Source organism: Rummeliibacillus suwonensis (assembly GCF_007896435.1).
Lineage (GTDB): Bacteria > Bacillota > Bacilli > Bacillales_A > Planococcaceae > Rummeliibacillus > Rummeliibacillus suwonensis.
Window position 1 is genome coordinate 437,883 of the sequence record NZ_VCBL01000002.1, and the last position, 18,687, is coordinate 456,569.

General features: G+C 37.2%; 17 protein-coding genes and 7 tRNA genes. 4 read left to right on the plus strand and 20 right to left on the minus strand.

All coding sequences use genetic code 11. From position 1 onward, the window contains the following. Positions 1-96 precede the first annotated feature (96 nt). From FEU33_RS15315 to FEU33_RS15370, 13 genes are all read right to left on the minus strand, one after another. Entirely contained in the window at positions 97-1,407 is a 1,311-nt protein-coding gene (locus FEU33_RS15315; RefSeq protein WP_186731444.1) for an IS4 family transposase, read from the minus strand. A 271-nt stretch (positions 1,408-1,678) separates the two neighbouring features. Next, entirely contained in the window at positions 1,679-1,951 is a 273-nt protein-coding gene (locus tag FEU33_RS15320) for a glutaredoxin family protein (RefSeq protein WP_146550349.1), read from the minus strand. Positions 1,952-2,210: 259 nt separating this feature from the next. After that, a complete protein-coding gene (locus FEU33_RS15325; protein WP_146550350.1) occupies positions 2,211-3,224 on the minus strand; it encodes an LLM class flavin-dependent oxidoreductase in 1,014 nt (337 codons plus the stop codon). Between the two features lie 60 nt (positions 3,225-3,284). After that, positions 3,285-4,610 carry an LLM class flavin-dependent oxidoreductase gene (locus FEU33_RS15330; protein ID WP_146550351.1) on the minus strand — a complete coding sequence of 442 codons (1,326 nt, stop codon included), beginning with the start codon at positions 4,608-4,610 and terminating at the stop codon, positions 3,285-3,287. A gap of 152 nt (positions 4,611-4,762) precedes the next feature. Next, entirely contained in the window at positions 4,763-5,647 is an 885-nt protein-coding gene (locus FEU33_RS15335) for a LysR family transcriptional regulator (protein WP_146550352.1), read from the minus strand. A 1,176-nt stretch (positions 5,648-6,823) separates the two neighbouring features. After that, positions 6,824-6,982: a hypothetical protein gene (locus tag FEU33_RS18895; protein WP_186731445.1), complete on the minus strand. Its 159-nt coding sequence runs from the start codon at positions 6,980-6,982 to the stop codon at positions 6,824-6,826. 509 nt (positions 6,983-7,491) lie between these two features. Continuing rightward, positions 7,492-7,677, minus strand: coding sequence for a hypothetical protein (locus FEU33_RS15340; protein WP_146550353.1), 186 nt, complete (start codon positions 7,675-7,677; stop codon positions 7,492-7,494). 390 nt (positions 7,678-8,067) lie between these two features. Continuing rightward, positions 8,068-9,009 (minus strand): 3-hydroxyacyl-CoA dehydrogenase family protein, encoded by a 942-nt coding sequence (locus tag FEU33_RS15345; RefSeq protein WP_146550354.1) that lies wholly within the window; start codon positions 9,007-9,009, stop codon positions 8,068-8,070. Between the two features lie 47 nt (positions 9,010-9,056). Continuing rightward, on the minus strand, positions 9,057-9,842 hold the full coding sequence (locus FEU33_RS15350; RefSeq protein ID WP_146550355.1) for a 3-hydroxybutyrate dehydrogenase: 786 nt from the start codon (positions 9,840-9,842) through the stop codon (positions 9,057-9,059). 41 nt (positions 9,843-9,883) lie between these two features. Then, the gene (locus FEU33_RS15355) at positions 9,884-11,314 is read right to left on the minus strand and encodes a GntP family permease (protein WP_146550356.1); all 1,431 of its coding nucleotides are present in this window, start codon (positions 11,312-11,314) and stop codon (positions 9,884-9,886) included. Positions 11,315-11,610: 296 nt separating this feature from the next. Then, entirely contained in the window at positions 11,611-12,795 is a 1,185-nt protein-coding gene (locus FEU33_RS15360; protein WP_146550357.1) for an acetyl-CoA C-acetyltransferase, read from the minus strand. 130 nt (positions 12,796-12,925) lie between these two features. Next, on the minus strand, positions 12,926-13,579 hold the full coding sequence (locus FEU33_RS15365) for a 3-oxoacid CoA-transferase subunit B (RefSeq protein ID WP_146550358.1): 654 nt from the start codon (positions 13,577-13,579) through the stop codon (positions 12,926-12,928). Positions 13,580-13,602: 23 nt separating this feature from the next. Beyond that, positions 13,603-14,304 (minus strand): CoA transferase subunit A, encoded by a 702-nt coding sequence (locus FEU33_RS15370; protein ID WP_146550359.1) that lies wholly within the window; start codon positions 14,302-14,304, stop codon positions 13,603-13,605. Between the two features lie 132 nt (positions 14,305-14,436). Here FEU33_RS15370 and FEU33_RS15375 point away from each other — a divergent pair, with 132 nt between their 5' ends. The 4 genes from FEU33_RS15375 to FEU33_RS15385 all read left to right on the plus strand — a co-directional run bounded on the left by FEU33_RS15375 (position 14,437) and on the right by FEU33_RS15385 (position 17,429). Continuing rightward, positions 14,437-15,336 (plus strand): LysR family transcriptional regulator, encoded by a 900-nt coding sequence (locus FEU33_RS15375; RefSeq protein WP_146550360.1) that lies wholly within the window; start codon positions 14,437-14,439, stop codon positions 15,334-15,336. A 618-nt stretch (positions 15,337-15,954) separates the two neighbouring features. Next, positions 15,955-16,692 carry an SDR family oxidoreductase gene (locus FEU33_RS15380; protein ID WP_146550361.1) on the plus strand — a complete coding sequence of 246 codons (738 nt, stop codon included), beginning with the start codon at positions 15,955-15,957 and terminating at the stop codon, positions 16,690-16,692. Between the two features lie 109 nt (positions 16,693-16,801). Then, positions 16,802-16,969 (plus strand): Rossmann-fold NAD(P)-binding domain-containing protein, encoded by a 168-nt coding sequence (locus FEU33_RS18900; RefSeq protein ID WP_186731446.1) that lies wholly within the window; start codon positions 16,802-16,804, stop codon positions 16,967-16,969. A 79-nt stretch (positions 16,970-17,048) separates the two neighbouring features. Next, positions 17,049-17,429: a MerR family transcriptional regulator gene (locus FEU33_RS15385; RefSeq protein ID WP_146550362.1), complete on the plus strand. Its 381-nt coding sequence runs from the start codon at positions 17,049-17,051 to the stop codon at positions 17,427-17,429. A 542-nt stretch (positions 17,430-17,971) separates the two neighbouring features. On the opposite strand, the gene FEU33_RS15390 is transcribed toward FEU33_RS15385, so the two are convergent. From FEU33_RS15390 to FEU33_RS15420, 7 genes are all read right to left on the minus strand, one after another. After that, positions 17,972-18,043: transfer RNA gene (locus tag FEU33_RS15390), tRNA-Glu, on the minus strand. Position 18,044: 1 nt separating this feature from the next. Continuing rightward, positions 18,045-18,121, minus strand: a tRNA-Asn gene (locus FEU33_RS15395). A gap of 9 nt (positions 18,122-18,130) precedes the next feature. Further along, positions 18,131-18,207: transfer RNA gene (locus tag FEU33_RS15400), tRNA-Ile, on the minus strand. A gap of 8 nt (positions 18,208-18,215) precedes the next feature. After that, positions 18,216-18,299, minus strand: a tRNA-Tyr gene (locus tag FEU33_RS15405). 9 nt (positions 18,300-18,308) lie between these two features. Further along, positions 18,309-18,381, minus strand: a tRNA-Thr gene (locus FEU33_RS15410). A 7-nt stretch (positions 18,382-18,388) separates the two neighbouring features. Continuing rightward, a tRNA-Phe gene (locus FEU33_RS15415) sits at positions 18,389-18,464 on the minus strand. A 26-nt stretch (positions 18,465-18,490) separates the two neighbouring features. Beyond that, positions 18,491-18,567, minus strand: a tRNA-Asp gene (locus tag FEU33_RS15420). Positions 18,568-18,687 lie beyond the last annotated feature (120 nt).

Consider the following 18,687-nt stretch of genomic DNA (forward strand, 5'->3'; position numbering starts at 1 on the left):
TTTTTTCGAGCTGGTTTGACATAAAAATATTCATGTCTATCCGGCCAGACTTATAATTTGCGTATAAATTGGATTATTTTTCATGCGGAATGTGAGTTATAAGCTACGCCGTTTTGATTTTGCGTAACGATTACACTTTGTTTGTTTATCTCGTTTGTACGATCGATTAGGAATAACAGGAACAATATTTCGCTGAAGTTCCTTTAAGAATCGCTTGTAAAGAACATCTTTTTTACCATTGTCTTCTTCCAAAATCATTTCGATCAAACGGTTTTTTAATTTGCCTACGAGAATGTTTTTGTTGATTCGGTATTCTTCATATTTGAGTGTTTTGTTCTTATTCTTTTCTCGTAACTCTGCTTCAGCTTCCTGCTCAAAGATGGACGCAATATTACTCAAGAACACCGCTGCGTAGAAGTCTTGTTCAATTATGATTGGTTTTTCTCCAGAAAAATTTTCGATCTCAAATTTATGTTTTAGCTCATTAAATCTAGTTTCAATTCCCCATCTTTTGAAATAGAGTGTTTTGCTTTCTTCATAGCTAAGTTCATCTTTGTTTAGGTTTGTAAGCAAAATTTCTATTTCTCCAGTGGGTAATTCTACTGTCAACACGCGAAGCCCTAATAGGGTTCCTTTCTTGATTGGGGTTCCTTGTCTTTTTAAAAAATATGCCCTTTCTCTTGTAATTTCGATTTGTACTTGTTCATCAGGCATGGAGGTATTGACCACTTCTTTGTAGAAAGAGGTATGGGATCGCATGACATACTTGATCCCTTTTTCTTCCAAGTACTTGATGAAGTCGGCTGATGGATACCCACGATCAAACAGAATCAAATTAGGAATAGAAGAGCCTTCAAAGCTCAGAAGGTTATCAATATTTCGTTTAGCCAGGCTTCGCTCGTTATCGTCATACCTGCTTAGACAACTGCTGATAAGAATTTTATTTTCAACATCAAATAAAGAAGACGAGAGGGCGCGTGCCGCTTTAACCCCATCCTTATGAGTACTTATATATCCGTAGGTTTGCTGGGTTTCTAATGTATTTGGCACTTCTATTAAACTGCCATCGCTCGCTAACAGACGAAATCCTTTAAACTTTTTGAAATCATCGTCTTCATAAAACCCTCGAACGATTTCATCGTTTAGAAGGGTAAAGGCGACTGGAGACAGCTTTTGTCTTGCCTCCGAAAATGATTGCTTTGTATAGGAAGTTTTCTCTGCCAATTCTGGCATAAATCTTTCTCGAAACTCATCCAACTCTAATTGCGTTGATTTTCGAATCATTCGAAGCACAAGACAAACCAAGGGTACAAATCCAATTTTTCTTTTTCTCGTAAAATCTTTTTCGCTTTTTTTTGACTTATTTTTAAATTCTTCTCCCTGAATCATAAGAATTGCACGTTCCAACAGTGTTTTTCCTTTTTTTTCACGTTGCATCGCCCATTTCTATCGTTTTCCTTTATAATACCAAAATCTACTAACCTGACAACATTGGGGTCTTACTGCCCGTTAACGCGGGATAAAATAAAACTTCACACAGTAGAGAAGTTTTCCTGATCCCCACTGTGTGCTTGTTGAACTGACCGTACTTTTCTAGCAGCTAGTTCCCCCACCTATTCTCCTGTTTTATATTGGATTCTTGATAGGGAATCTTAGTGCCTATTAATAGGAAGTACAACTAATGAACTGCCAAATCTGCTTCTTGCAAAGCCTTTTGTAAATGTTCAATTCCTACTTCTGTGACAGCTTGATACGTATCATTACGCCCGATCTCTACAACAGGTACATGTCGTACACCATATTTAATATCTAAAATATCTCGGAATTCATCATGATCTGTTACATCAACTACCTTAAAATCTTGCTTTTCTGCCGTTAAATATTCCTTTACCTCATTGCAATAACTGCAACCTTTTTTTGCCCAAACGACGATTGATAAATTTTCTGCCATGTTCCTATTCCTCCTAATGTGTAAAAAATCTTTTTTATTATAAAGTGAAACTCCATCAGTGGGGGTTTTCTTCATCCCCCACTGAAATAGAGGAACTCAGGCTAAAAGCGCCACGTCCTGTGGCAACACCTGAGTGACCAACATCCTGTTGGCCCGAACCAATCGGCTTTCACCTGGAATTGATCCCCTCCCCCACTTACCCTCTACTTTTTTCTTGAGTCGAAGTGGTTTCTTACTGCCCGTTAATGTGAGAGAAATTTTAAAGTGTAATGGATTCTTTTTCTTTAAAAAGTGAAAGCGGGCTTAATAATTCAAATGAACGGAGTCTTGCTTTGTCATCTTTGACAGGCGTATGAATGATAAATTCATCCACATTAAGCTGTTGATGTAAGCGATCCAGTTCTTCTTTCACCTCAGCAGGCGTGCCCGCAATGAAGTTTGCCTCATGCACTTTCACTTCGTATTCCTCTCCAGATTCTTTGCCGAACTTTTCTGCTGCTTCTTCATTTTGAAGTGTTAAGACTCGACCACTAGCCAAATGGATCTTAACAAGTTGTTGAATGCCGGCAAGCTGTTTTGCTTCCTCGGTTGTAGGCGCAGCAATAACTGAAACGGCTAAGATAAAATGGCCATCTTTATGATTTTCTCGATAGTCTTTAGCCGCTTCTATTAGACTACGATCATCACTATTAAAGAAACGAGCAAACGAAAATGTTAAGCCTAACTTGCTTGCCAGACGAGAACTATTTGGACTTGCACCCAATAAAATAAGCTCTTGCTGTTTAGGCGGTTTGGGTATGGCTTGAATACCTGCTAACGGATGATCAGCTGGTATATTGCCGTTTAATACTTGCTGCAAAAATGTTAGACGTTCCTCAAAGTCTTTACCTGTATTGACCGTACCATACTGTAATGCTCTCGTTGATAATGGTAATCCGCCAGGTCCTTTACCAACACCCAAATCCACACGTCCCGGTTCTAATGTGGCCAATACTTGAAAAGCCTCAGCCACTTTATATGGACTATAATGCTGCAGCATCACACCACCCGATCCAATGCGAATCGTATTTGTCTTAGCCAAAAGATAAGGAATTAATACTTCAGGGGCCGATCCAAGTACATCTTGTGAGTTATGATGTTCAGACACCCAAAATCTTTCATACCCCCACTTTTCAGCTTTTTGCGCTAATTGGACGGTTCTCTGTAGAATGTCGTGATTTGATAAGCCTTCAATTACCGGACTTTGATCTAAAATGCCGATTTTATACCCCATTAAGATTCCCTCCTTATTTACTATATCTATTTGTTAACTAGGTTTTATCGATAAAAAATTTTACACAGTTTCTTTCACATAACGACTCTCTTTAAAGGGTAATCCTAAATTTCCTCTTAATGTATCTGCTTCATAATCTTCTCGATAAATACCTCGTTGTTGCAAAATAGGTACCACCTTATCCACAAAATCATCTAGTCCACCAGGAAGTGTAGAGCCAACAATAAAACCATCTGCACCAAGTTTTTCAAACCATTCTTGTACCAAATCTGCAATTTTTTCAGGTGTTCCGATAAAATCGGTATGTGGTGTTGCTTCTCTTAAAGCTACTTGGCGTAATGTCAAATGTTGCTCTTTTGCCTCTTTCTTAATGCGATCTGTATGACTTTTGAAACTATTTGAACCGATTTCTCCTAATTCTGGGAAAGATTCATCTAATGGATACTGTGAAAAATCATGATGATCAAAATAACGGCCTAAATAAGCGATGGCTCTATCAATTGAAACCAAATTTGCTAATTCCTCGTATTTTTGCTCTGCTTCTTCTGTATCACCGATAATTGGTGCTATGCCCGGTAAAATCACGATTTCATCTGGATTCCGTCCAAACTCAACAGCTCTTTGTTTAACATCCTGATAAAAACTTTGTGCTTCTTCTAACGTTGGGTGACCTGTAAACACAGCATCGGCCTCTTTCGCTGCTAAACGTTTTCCTGCATCTGAAGATCCCGCTTGGAAAACAACTGGTTGTCCTTGTTTGCTGCGTGCAATATTTAAGGGACCAGCAACAGAAAAGAATTCACCCTGATGATCTAAATGATGCAATTTTTTAGGATCAAAAAAGATATCATTTTCTTTATCTGCTACAAAAGCATCATCATCCCAAGAATCCCATAGACCTTTTGCGACTTCTAAATATTCTTCGGCTATTCGATAACGTTTCGCATGATTAGGATGTTCATCAACTGTCTTGTTATAATTTAGAGCTGTTTTTTCAAGCGGTGTTGTCACAACATTCCATCCTGCACGACCATGACTAATCTGATCTAAAGAAGCAAACTGACGAGCAATGGTAAAAGGTTCACTATAAGAAGTAGATACTGTCCCTACGAGACCAATATGAGAAGTCACCGTTGCCAAAGCTGACAAAATCGTGATTGGTTCAAAACGATTTAAAAAGTGCGGTATCGATTGTTCATTTATATATAACCCATCTGCAATAAAGACCAAATCAAATTTGCCTTCTTCTGCTTTTAAAGCCTGCTGTTTATAAAAGTCTATGTTGACACTTGCATTTGTTAATGCCTTTGGATGTCTCCATCCAGAAATATTGCCCCCTACCCCATGAATGATTGCGCCAAATTTAATCTTTCTTTGTCCAGCCATATAAATCCCTCCATTTTTTATTTTCCTATAATTCTAAGTATATTTATAAGAATTATAAGAAATTATTGTTGAAAATAATCCTAACATTTATAAGAGACATATGACAATACCTTTTACGATAGAAAAATTTTTAGATCAATAAAAAAATTCTATCAATCCAATTGATTAAATTGTTGAACAGATTCTTTAATACTATCTTTCAGTAGACTGACGGCATCCTGTTCTATATAGGATAAATAGATATGCTGTTTGATTTGAAGTAAATGAGTTGTATCAACTTCAAATAACTCACCTTTTTCTAATTCTTCTTTCACACATAAATAAGGTAAAAAACCAATACTTTGCTTATGTTTGATTAAGGATTTAGCGACCTCCAGATAATCTACTTTGAAGTCAATATTTGGTTCTATCCCTTCCACTTCAAACAATTTATAAATTAAATCCCAATCGAATGCACCACACTCAAAAAAAACGAGTGATTCTTTTGCTAATTCTTTTACTGTCACTTTTTGATGCTTTAAAAATGGATGATCCGGATAAACAATTAGTCGTACTGAATTATCTAATAATGCTTCTTGATGAATTCCCTCATTCCCCATCAATCTCATAAAAGCAAAATCTACTTGATGATTTAATAATTTAGTAATCAAATCATCATTTGTAGTTGCCGTAAGTTTAAAGCGCAGTTGAGGATGAGCCCTTTTCCATAAAGTAATGGCATGCGGGATAAAATATTGTGAAGTAATAACATTGGAACCAATGACAATTTCATTTTGAGCAGTTTGCTGCTTTAGTTGAAGCTTTCCTTCTCTTAATGTCTTCAATATCTGTTGAGCATATGGAATAAATTCCTTGCCTTGTGACGTTAAGATTAAATTTTTCCCTTGTCGGATAAATAAATTCGTACTCAATTCTCGTTCTAACGTTTTAATACGCGCAGTCACTGTCGGTTGAGATAAAAATAGCGCTTTAGATGCTTTATGGACACTTTTTAAATGAACCACATACATAAATGCTTCTAGGTGATCGATATTCATAGTCTATCTCCTTTCTTTTTTTAGATTTTATTTAACATTACGATGTTCACTTCCTTTTTGCAATGTTCATAGCATGAAATTTCATCCAGTTGGGGCTTCTTGATCCCACCACTAGACGTGGCATGAAACTAATCAGACTTATGCACGTAGTATGCCACTAATCTTATCCTCTTCTGATTACTTGGTTCTTGATATGGGAGCTTACTCCTTTTTTCATATAGGATAAAGTGAAGCTTCCATCAGTGGGGGTTTTCTTCATCCCCACTGAAATAGGGGAACTCAGGTTAAGAACGCCACGTCCTGTGGCAACACCTGAGTGACCAACATCCTATTGTCCCGAACCAATCGGGCGTATGAGACAGTTGATCCCCCTCCTATCTTCTTTCCTTTTGCTGGATCTTACGGTGGAGTATTTACTGCCCATTCATGAGAGATATATTTAAAAAAATACCACCCTTTTTTGAACAATCCTTTAAAAATGAGCAAAACAAAGCGTGAAAAATGTGTTGTACTACATTTTTCACGCTTTGTTTCTTTTACCTAGTTCTGCTTTTTATTTTATCAATAATGCCTCATGTATATTGAAAGAGATGATTCAAAGAAAACAGACAAATTTCCACTCTATATTTTTAGAAACGATCTTTACAATTGATTTACCTCACATTCTAAGTAAGAACAAAGCTACTAGAAATGGAAACTGCTTCAAAATGAAGTCGCGTAGAGTCAAGAGCTAACCTTTTATTTATCGAGATATTTGATTTAAATATAAATGAATCAATTTCATAACGTAAAATTCAGATAAAAAACACGAACATTTTAAATCGACATGAACATGAATATTCAGAAATTTTGTTCCGCTCCAGATGGCGCTTTCCACGGGCTTGACTTCAATCTCCTCGGATCGATACGATGTTGACCCCGAAGCCATTGTCATAGGACGCGGCGAACTTTGTCCTTCAAAAGGTTACTGCGGGGCTTTCAACTCAAGCTTTTCTCGTAGGACTTTGAATAATCCTCCTTGAACTAACACCGCACGAAGGAAATGCGCATGCGTTTTCGAAAAGTTGCCGTCCTCCGCTCCACAACTATCAAAATTAGTTATTGTTAAATGTTTGTATTTTTTAAGAAGAAAATGATTTATGAAATTGATTCTAATATAAATATTAGAAATTTATTTTAATTTTTTTCTAGAGTATCTTGTATTTTTCTTAATTCTTTATAAATTTCAGAATCCTCTTTCTGACTATTTCTTTTTAATAAAGAAATAACAAATAAGACCAATATTATTACTAAAAATGTCGCACCTAATGTAAAAAATATAATAACATCCATCATGGTCTATATCATCCTTTATCTTACATATTTTAGTTAAGTAGTAAAATATACTTATCATTACATATATAATAGTGCTTTGTAATAATAAATACAAATAATGAGGAGATATAGACATGAAAAAAATCGCAATTATTTTATGTGCTTTCTTGATTTCATCTGTTTCTCTTTTTACCTTTAATGCATCCGCTAAAAATGCGGTCAACACTTTAGAGAATTCCCCTATTTTCCTGTCCAATATTCTGAAATTAATAATATTGATTTTGATGACCAACCGAAAGTTGTAAAAGACATCTTTAAAGAATACTATAATGCAGATCTTAATTTATATACATTTAAGAATGGTCAAAGATATTGAAATATCCTTTCACTTTGTATGGAGAAGTTGAGTTAATGAATGAATATGAATTATTAGGTTTGTTTCGTATATTATTGTCTCCATTTATTCTATTGATAAAATACTTTAAAACTTAACATTGTAAATTATCAAAAGCCTAAAGCTCACCCCTCTTTCAAGTTTTATTCTTCTGCCTTTTGTCTAAAAAAAGATAAATAATACCTATAATGAATAATAAAATAGAATTGGTTGTTAATAGTCTATTAAAAGTTCCCTCATGAATAAAATCAATTACTAATGCAATTCCTAATATTACCGAAAAAATTAGAGCCGCAATAGCTAATGATACTAGTTTATTCATTAAATCCCCCCATAATAATGGATATTGAAATGTTATGCTTATCAAATTATTCTCTTACTTAGTTTTATAATTTATCCGGCGTTAACGAGCAGTAAGACCCCCACTGATGGAGTTTCACTTTATCAGAAGTATTGATTAGGAAAAATAGGTATTTCCAGCTCCATTTATTATAGAAAAGCTGTTGTTTTAAATTCAAAATCGTTATTATCTACATTATAACTAACTGCTTGCATGTTATGTTCAATTAAGGCTTTTCAACCTAAAAGCCTGTGTGATATTTTTCAGTATAGATTTCCTCGTAACATATATGTAAAAGTGTATTAATTCATATTCAAAAAGAGGCTGTCCATTTTAGGACAGCCTCTTCTATAAGAATACTGGAAAATATAATTAAAGTTTGCCTACTTGCTTTAAGATTTCGATCAGCTTATCATCACGCCATGCCATTAATTCTTGTGGAGAAATGTTTTTCATTTCATCTTGAAGTCCTTCATTAATGATTGTTTCAGCATTATCAGGTATTTTTTTCCAATCATTCATATCTTCTAACCAAGAATTCATAGATGGACCAAGATGACGGATCGTTCCAATAATACCATCGGGATTGGCAAGTTCATAAATTAAATGTGGCCCCATTAATGCGTATCGTAACCCTGGACCATAACAAACGGCTCTGTCTACATCCTTTACTGAACATACGCCATTTAAAACTAAATCAGTAGCCTCTCTCCATACTGCCATCGAAATACGATTTGCCACATGACCTGGAACTTCTTTATGAAGAATAATGGGTTCTTTATCAATGGATTTAAAGAAATCATAGGCTACTGATACAAATTCATCGCTTGTTTTCTTCCCTTTAACAATCTCAACTAAAGGGATAAGATGTGGTGGGTTAAAAGGATGGGCTATTATACATCTTTCTGGGTACTGAGAAAATTTTTGGATTTCACTGATTAAAAGACCCGAAGAACTGCTTGCATAGATAGCTTTAGGAGCGTATTTATCCACTTCACTAACAATTTTTTGCTTGACTTCATAGCTTTCATAAGCTGATTCTTGAACAAATTGAGCATTAGTAAACGCTTTCTCCATATCAACAGTGTAAACTGCTCGTTCTTTAGCATCATTACTCACTTCAGTTGTTATAATATCTTTTTCAACTAAGAAATCCAGGTTAGAATCTATTAAAGTTTTCGCTCTCGCTAATGCTTCTTCATTAATATCTTGAATGGTCACATTTAACCCTTTCCAAAGATAGTAGGTTGCCCAACTTGCTCCTATCGTTCCTCCGCCAACACAAACAACGTTTTGAATATCTTGTGCTTTCATCTAATATAACCTCCTAATTACCCGGATCAAAAAAATTAATATGAAAACTATTGAGCAGTATAACCGCCATCTAGAATGACTGCTTGTCCTGTGATACCTCTTGCTTTGTCACTTGCCAAGAATACAGCGTAGTCAGCAATCTCAGATACATCTAATAATCTTTTTTGAGGGACAAGCGGGAAAAATACTTCCTCAACAACTTTATCCACACTAATATTTCTTGTTTTTGCTATATCCTTCAATTGATTTTGTACAAGTGGCGTATCAACATAGCCTGGACACAAAGCATTCACTGTAATTCCGTGTTCAGCACCCTCTAAAGCTGCAACCTTTGTTAATCCAATCACTCCATGTTTGGCGCTATTATAGGCAGCTTTCCCAGCAAAACCAACTACTCCATTTATAGAAGCCATATTAATAACCCTTCCAAAGCCTTGTTTTTTCATCATTGGAAACACATTTTTAATCCCTATAAATGGTGCCGTTAACATGACCTTTACTAATAATTCGAATTTATCAGTCGGAAATTCCTCGATTGGCGCTACATGCTGAAGTCCTGCATTATTGACTAAAATATCAAGTTTACCAAAGGTTTCATATGCAAGTTCCAGACTATTTTTATAGACTTCTTCATCTGTAACATCACAAGGAGCCGATAAAGCTTCAAATCCCTGTTCCTTTAATTCTAATGCTATTTGATCACTTTTTTCTTTATTCATATCTGAAATAGCAACCTTTGCTCCCTCTTTTGCAAAAGTTTTAGCAATTTCTAACCCGATCCCACTTGCCGATCCGGTAATAAATGCTACTTTTCCTTCTAATGTTCCACTCATTATTTCTCCTCCTTTATCAAGGATGTCTCTGAATATATTTTTTATACAATACCAAACCAAGTGTAAAGAGCTATAGCGACGAACACAGCCAATGATTTAATAACTGTAATCATGAAAATATCACCATATGATTGTTTATGAGTTAATCCTGTTACCGCAAGCAAAGTAATAACTGCCCCGTTATGTGGAAGTGTATCCATTCCCCCTGATGCCATTGCCACAATACGGTGCATGACTTCCGGTGGAATATGAGCCGCAGTAATTGCTTTATTGTATGTTTCGGCCATTGCACTTAATGCGATCCCCATACCTCCTGATGCAGAACCCGTAACACCAGCAAGAGCACTAGTCGTAACAGCTCCGTTAACTAAAGGGTTGGAAAAAGTACCTGATAATGCATGATTGATTTGAGCAAATCCAGGAAGTGCAGCGATAATTCCACCAAAACCATATTCAGATCCAGTATTCATAACCGCTAGTAATGAACCACCAATACTAGTATTAAGCCCTTCTTTCACCGTTGTCGTTACTCGATTCCACCCAAAAGCAAGAGCCGTAACGATTCCGACAACTAATGCAATTTCAACTGCCCAAATTGCAGCATTTGCCTTTACATCCACTGTATAGTTATCTAATCCAATGGCAGCAAAATCAAAGCCATCCGGATACCATCTTGGTATAGCCGTAGTCAGATATCTATTCATCACTGCTACGAGGACAAGCGGTATAAACGCAAAAATTTGTCGAAATACAGATGGATTTGAGTTTATCGTAATAGAATTTTCTTCATTTATAGGCACTTCAGCTGTTGCAGCAGTTTCATCTGCAATTCCAGAATAACCTTCCCCTGCTTTTTTAGCCTGTCTCCTTCTAAACTCTAGATAAGCTAGGCCACCACCTAAGACAACAATGGCACCTAGTATTCCTAGAACAGGTGCAGCATAAATATCTGTCCCAAAGAAAGTAGTAGGGATAACGTTTTGAATTTGTGGTGTTCCAGGTAAAGCATCCATTGTAAATGTAAATGCTCCAAGTGCAATGGTTGCTGGCATAAGTCTTTTTGGTATATCTGCCTCTTTAAATAATTGGACAGCAAACGGATAGATGGCAAAAACTGCTACAAATAAGCTAACCCCACTATAAGTTAAAATGGCACCTAAAAGGACAATGGTTAACATCGCTTGCTTTTTTCCTATCAAACGAATAATCGTTTTTGCAATAGATTCAGCAATTCCAGACATTTCAATGATTTTCCCGAATATCGCCCCTAATAAGAAAACGGGGAAATAATTTTTAATGAACCCCACCATTTTTTCCATATATATGCCAGAAAAGAATGGCAAAATATTTGCTGGATCTATACATAAAACTGCTAGTAACGCAAAAATAGGTGCCATTAATATAACTGAATATCCGCAGTAGGCAAAAAATATTAAAAGTCCTAGCGCAAGTAGAATAATCAATAAATCCATAAGGATCCCCCTTTAAAATTGAACATCATATGAAACCCATCCAAGTAGACTTTTAACCCTTATCTTTTCATACTGCGCCTCTATTTATCCCGCTTTAACGAGCAGTAAGACCCCATCTCAAGATTTAGGGAGAAACGAAAAAGATAGATGGGGGATCAACTGCCCGTAAAAGTCCGATTGGTTTGGGCCAACAAGATGTTGGTTCCTCAGGTGTTGTCACAGGACGTGGCGCTTTTAACCTGAGTTCCTCTAGTTCAGTGGGGGATGAAGAAAACCCCCACTGATGGAGTTTCACTTTATTTTTCAATTTCAATAATAGTCGCAACTCCTTGGCCGCCTCCAATGCATAAGGTAGCCAATCCATAGTGAGCATTACGACGTTGCATTTCATATAACAAAGTGACCAGTATACGTGCACCACTAGCACCTATAGGATGGCCTAATGCAACCGCACCACCGTTGACATTCAGTATTTCTCTAGGAATGTTTAATTCTTTCCCTACTGCCAGTGATTGTGAAGCAAATGCTTCGTTTGCTTCAACAAGATCTATTGCATCCATCGTTAGCCCTGCTTTTTTTAGTGCCTTTTTTGTTGCAGGTACTGGCCCAATCCCCATAATTTTTGGATCTACACCTGCTGAACCATTGCCACGAATGATCGCGAGTGGTTTAACGCCCAGTTCTTTTGCCTTTTCTCGACTCATTAATACCAATGCAGCTGCTCCATCATTAATACCAGATGCATTACCTGCAGTTACAGTACCGTCTTTCTTAAAAGCTGGTTTTAATTTAGCGAGCTTTTCAGAAGTGACTCCTTCACGTGGAAATTCATCTGTATCAAAAACAATTGGATTACCCTTACGTTGAGGAATTTCTATTGGCACAATCTCATTTTTGAATTTTCCTGTCTTAATAGCTACCTCTGTTTTTTGTTGGCTCCAAGCTGCAAATTCGTCTTGTTCTTCTCTACTGATATTGTATTTTTCTGCTATATTTTCAGCAGTGATTCCCATATGATAAGAATTAATAGAACATTGTAGACCGTCTAAAATCATACTGTCGTATATTTTCCCGTCGCCCATACGATACCCCGAACGTCCTTCTGTCAATAAGTAAGGTGCCATACTCATATTTTCCATTCCACCTGCCACTATAACTTCAGCATCACCTATCTGGATAGCTTGTGTAGCAAGATGGACAGCCTTCAATCCAGAACCACATAATTTATTAATGGCCATAGCAGTTACTTCAATTGGTAATCCCGCTTTAAGTGCGGCTTGTCGCGCAGGTCCTTGACCGAGACCAGCCTGAAGAACATTCCCCATGATGACTTCATCCACTTGTTCCCCTTGAATACCTGCACGAATTAAAGATTCTCTAATAACAATTGCCCCTAGCTCTGTAGCAGGTGTATTATGTAAAGCACCCATAAAACTACCAATTGGTGTTCTAACAGCACTTGCAATAACAACATCACGCATATAGTTATCCCCTTTATTTCTTCATGTTTAAAACGCTATTTTTCTCCGTCATATGTCGTTCTCTTCTAAAAAATATACTAATCTTTTAGACTTGTTTTATTGAACACCCTTTGTTCTGTCTATATAAAGATCATCGTGTAGAAACTAACTCAGGCGATACTGTAAATGAAGCTTCTGTTTTCGTTTTCACTTCTTCCATCGATACCCCTTCTTGTATTTCGATTAGAAGCATTCCATTCGGAGTAAAATCAAAAACTGCTAAATCAGTGATTAATCGTTGTACAACTTGCTTTCCAGTAAGAGGTAATGTACATTCTTTTTTAATCTTTGATTCACCATGTTTATTAACATGCTCCATTAGAACAATCACTTTTTTGGCACCATTCACAAGATCCATGGCTCCGCCCATCCCTTTTACCATTTTTCCTGGAATCATCCAGTTTGCTAAATCCCCTTGTTCAGATACTTCCATACCACCAAGAATCGCTAAATCTATATGCCCTCCTCGAATCATGGCAAATGATTCTGCACTATCAAAAAAGGATGCACCCGGTACCGCTGTAACGGTTTCCTTACCAGCGTTGATGAGATCTGGATCTTCCATTCCTTCTAACGGATAAGCCCCAATACCTAATAGTCCATTTTCCGATTGAAGTAAAATGTTAAAATCAGTAGGAATTTCATTTGCGACAAGCGTAGGTATACCAATACCAAGATTGACATTCATACCATCTTCAACTTCCTTAACGGCTCTCTTCACAATTTTAAGATGTGTATCTTTCATTTCCGACACTCCATTCTATTAAATTAAGCTTTCACAACTGTGAGTTTCTCAATTCGTTTTTGATAATCCGTTCCAAGTAGAAGTCGTTGTACATAAATGCCTGGTAAATGAATTTCATCAGGATCTAATTCTCCTGGTTCAACGATTTCCTCCACTTCCGCAATCGTTATTTTTCCCGCCATAGCTGCAAGTGGATTAAAATTACGAGCTGTCTTTCGAAATACTAAGTTTCCAAGTGTATCTGCTTTCCAAGCTTTTACTAGTGCAAAATCCCCTACAATTCCACGTTCAAGAAGATATGTTTTACCATCAAAATCCTTGGTTTCCTTCCCTTCAGCAATTGGCGTCCCCATTCCTGTTGCTGTATAAAAGCCTGGGATTCCAGCTCCACCAGCACGAATTCTTTCTGCAAGAGTACCTTGTGGGACTAGCTCAACTTCTAATTCACCGCTTAAAAATTGCTGTTCAAACGTTTTATTTTCTCCTACATATGAAGAAATCATTTTTTTAATTTGACGATTAGCAAGTAATAACCCCAATCCCCAATCATCTACTCCGCAATTATTACTCACAACAGTTAAATCTTTTGTGCCCTTTTCTTTAAGTGCTTGTATAGAAAATTCAGGAATCCCTGAAAGTCCAAAACCACCAACAATTAAAGTAGATCCGTCTTCAATATCAGAAACCGCTTCCACAAATGAATTCATCACTTTACTTTTCTTCATATAATTACCCCTTTGCATGGATACTAGCTTCTTATTACTACATAAATTAGTTTACAATTTAGCCTTTTATAAGTAAAATTCATAAATAGAATAAATAGTATGAATACAGCGAATAAATGGAGGGGACATATCATGGATCTACGACAGATACAGTTATTTATGGAGGTAGCAGACCAGCAAAGTTTTACAAAAGCAGCCGAGCATACATTCCTATCCCAGCCTTCCCTCAGTAAAATTGTCAAAAGGCTAGAAGAGGAATTGCAGGTAGAACTATTTGATCGCTCTACACGACACCTTTCGTTAACAGATGCCGGCAAAACTGTCTATCAACAAGGTCAAAAATCTTTAGAATCTCTTTCAGAACTAAAGATCCTATTAGACGAACTAAGAAATGTTAAAACAGGGGAAATCAAAATAGGCATACCACCATTAGTAGGTACCCTTGTTTTCCCCGATATGGCCCTTAAATTTCATGCAAAATATCCAAAAGTATGGCTTCAACTTGTTGAATTAGGTGCTAAAAGAATTGTTCAGCTTGTAGAAAATAGCGAGGTTGATTTGGCGATTTGTGTACTACCAGTGGATGAAGAAAAGTTGAACGTTTATCCCTTTATTTCAGATGAATTTGTAGTATTTATTTACGATGAGCATCCACTTGCAAACAGAGAAAAATTGTCCATTAGTGAATTAAAAGATGAAAAATTCATCCTGTTTTCGGATGATTTCACCATACATGATTCAGTCATAAATGCTTGTCAAGCAAATGGATTTGAACCAAACGTTTCGTACAAGACTTCTCAGTGGGATCTAATCACTGAACTAGTTTCAGCTAAGATGGGCATTGCCCTTTTGCCAAAATCAATCTTTTATAAACAAAATAATCCAAAGGTTAAAATGATTTCAATCAAAGATTCTGTTTTTCATTGGAGACTTGGCATTATCACTAAAAAGGACACCTATCACTCTTTTGCAACAAGAGAATTACTAAAAATGCTTATAGAAAATCCAAATGAGAAAAATTCTGCGAAATAAAGTGAAACTCCACGAGTGGGGTTTTCTTTATCCCCCACTGAACTAAAGGAACTCAGGTGTTGTCACATCCTGTGGCAACATCTGAGTGACCAACATCTTGCCCGCCCGAACCAATCGGACTTTTAAGGGTAGTTGATCTCTTACTGCCCGTTAAAGCAGGATAAAATATTACTCAAATCAATTTCATACTGCAAAATCCAGATAAAAAACGCGAACATTTTCCATTAATACGAGCATTGATGCTCAGACTTGTATGTTCTGCTCCAAACGGCGCTTTCCACAGGCTCGGCTTCAATCTCCTCGGATCAACACGATATTGGCTCCGAAGCCGTTGCCAACTTAACCAATTGAATAAGACCCTTACTTTTCCAAAGTCGCAAAGGAGTATTCAAATTGAGATGATTTGCAAGTGAATTATTGAAGTCGCAAGCAAAATCATAAAATCTGGCATCCTTCTTGCCGTTACTTTTTGCATCCCTTCTTCCCTCCGCACCCCTTGCTTTAGGCTTTATCTTTCCATTGGGTAAGTGAGCAACCAAATCGCTTGCCTTAGAGTTCACTTCAAGGTTTACTATTGACGAGTATTAAAAATTGAATCAAAGAAAGTGGGAATAAAAAATGCCAAAAGTTATCGTTATCACTGGTGCTTCAAGTGGCATAGGAGAAGCAGCCGCAAAATTACTTGCTGAAAAAGGCAACAAGGTCGTACTTGGTGCGCGTCGTATGGAACGTTTAACTAAAATTAAAGAAGATATCGAAGCAAAAGACGGAGCTGCAGAAATTTTAGCCACAGATGTGACAAAATTGGCAGATGTTGAAGCACTGGGAAAACTAGCTGTTGAAAAATTTGACCGCATTGATGTATGGATCAATAATGCTGGATTAATGCCGCATTCAACATTTGATAAGCTAAAAATTGACGAATGGAATCAAATGATTGATGTCAATATCAAAGGTGTGCTACATGGTATTGCCGCTGGCCTGCCAACTATGCGTGAACAACGAGCAGGACATTTCATTAATATCTCTTCTATTGCTGGGCACATGACCCATCCAGGTGGTGGTGTATATAGTGCAACAAAATATGCAGTGCTTGCAATTAGCGAAGCGTTACGTCAAGAAGAAGCACAAGTGGGTAGTAACATCCGCGTCACCGTTCTTTCTCCAGGAGCTATTGACACTGAATTACCACAACATATCACCGATGCAGATTTGAAAAATGGTATGGATAAATTATATGATGCGGTGGCCGTTCCAGCAGAACGTATGGCTGAAATCATTGCCTTTGCAATAGATATGCCGCAAGATACAACAATGAACGAAATCATCGTTCGTCCGACGGTACAAATACCTTAATGAAAGGGAAGATAGTCATTTTAGGTGCCGCTGGTTAAATTTCTAGAATTCTGGTTTCTATGCTCCTTGTATAAACAGAGGCACAATTGATATTATTTGATAAAAACGTGTGCAACTAGAAGTTAAAAAAAGAGAAACAATAGTTGATGGTGATATTCTGGATCATGCTACCCTTTCTTTTACAATGGTTGACCAAGATATGGTTTATCTAAATACAGATAAACCAAACGTTGTGGTCGCAACCATTCAAGCGATGAATGAAAACAATGTTTCGTGATTAATTGTAGTTGGCGTATTAGGAGTCTATGATAAAGTATTTACTAAATAAAGTTTTTGTTTGAAGGAAGGCGCTATGTATGAATATCAAAAAAGTAAGTGAATTAACCGGTGTCTCCTCTGATACCATTCGCTATTACGAGCGTATTGGATTAATTCCACCAGTGACAAGAAATATGCACGGCGTACGTAATTTTCAAGACATCGATATTCGTTGGATTGAATTTAGCAGACATATGCGAAATGCTGGTTTGTCAGTGGAAGCACTCATCGAATATATTCAACCTTTTCAAACAGGTGATGATAAAACCATCCCTGCTAGAATTGAAATCTTACAAGACCAAGTCAATCTACTGAAAGAACGTATGCAAGAAATGCAAGAAGCGCATGACAAGCTAGTTTTTAAAATCAATAACTATGAAACACACATGATTCCTGCAGAGAAAAAATTAGAACGATAGCACTAGGGTATAACAGCTTCAAAGTTCAGAGATACACCTTTCTTGTATTACTCCTCTTTTTTGTTCAATATACAGTGACGCACTTTTAAGAAGTAATATTTTTTGAGGGAGGGGCATTATGGAAACAGTCACATTATCAAATGGTATACAGATGCCAAAACTCGGTTATGGTGTATATCAAATCACTGACCTAAGAAAGTTTTGATGTATTTGACTTTGCGCTAACAAATAATGAAATAAAAAAAATCGCTACACTCTATCCAGTAAAAAGCTTATTCTTCTTGCATACGATCCAGTAACGGTAAAATCCCACTAGCTTACGAGGATAAAGTTTTTCTTAGATAACATTAAAAAAACTGATCAGAAAAAAGGTTGAAGAAGTTGTGTAAAAAATGTGGTAGGCATCATTTTTTGTCATAGTTTAAACTGGTTCTGTTCTCTCAATGCCAACATAAAACACAAATAGTATAAAATCATAGCACTTAGCTACGATTTCCACAAAAAAAATCCCTAAGAAATAATAATTCTTAAGGATTTTTATATGACCCCTACGGGATTCGAACCCATGTTACCTCCGTGAAAGGGAGGTGTCTTAACCGCTTGACCAAGGGGCCTTGGCTCCGAAGGCAGGACTCGAACCTGCGACCCTCTGATTAACAGTCAGATGCTGCTACCAACTGAGCTACTTCGGAATCATATTATGGTGGGCCTAAATGGACTTGAACCATCGACCTCACGCTTATCAGGCGTGCGCTCTAACCAGCTGAGCTATAGGCCCATATACTTTGGTGGAGGGGGGCAGATTCGAACTGCCGAACCCGAAGGAGCGGATTTACAGTCCGCCGCGTTTAGCCTCTTCGCTACCCCTCCAACTGACGATGCCGGCGAAAGGAGTCGAACCCTCGACCTACTGATTACAAGTCAGTTGCTCTACCAACTGAGCTACACCGGCATAATTATGGTGGGTCGGGACAGAATCGAACTGCCGACACTTAGAGCTTCAATCTAATGCTCTACCAACTGAGCTACCGACCCACTATAAATTTATACATTATAAAAGATGGCGGTTCGGACGGGACTCGAACCCGCGACCTCCTGCGTGACAGGCAGGCATTCTAACCAGCTGAACTACCGAACCAATTATTTATGTAGAAACATCTAAACAAAATGGAGGAGGAAGAGGGATTCGAACCCCCGCGCGGTTTGACCCGCCTGTCGGTTTTCAAGACCGATCCCTTCAGCCAGACTTGGGTATTCC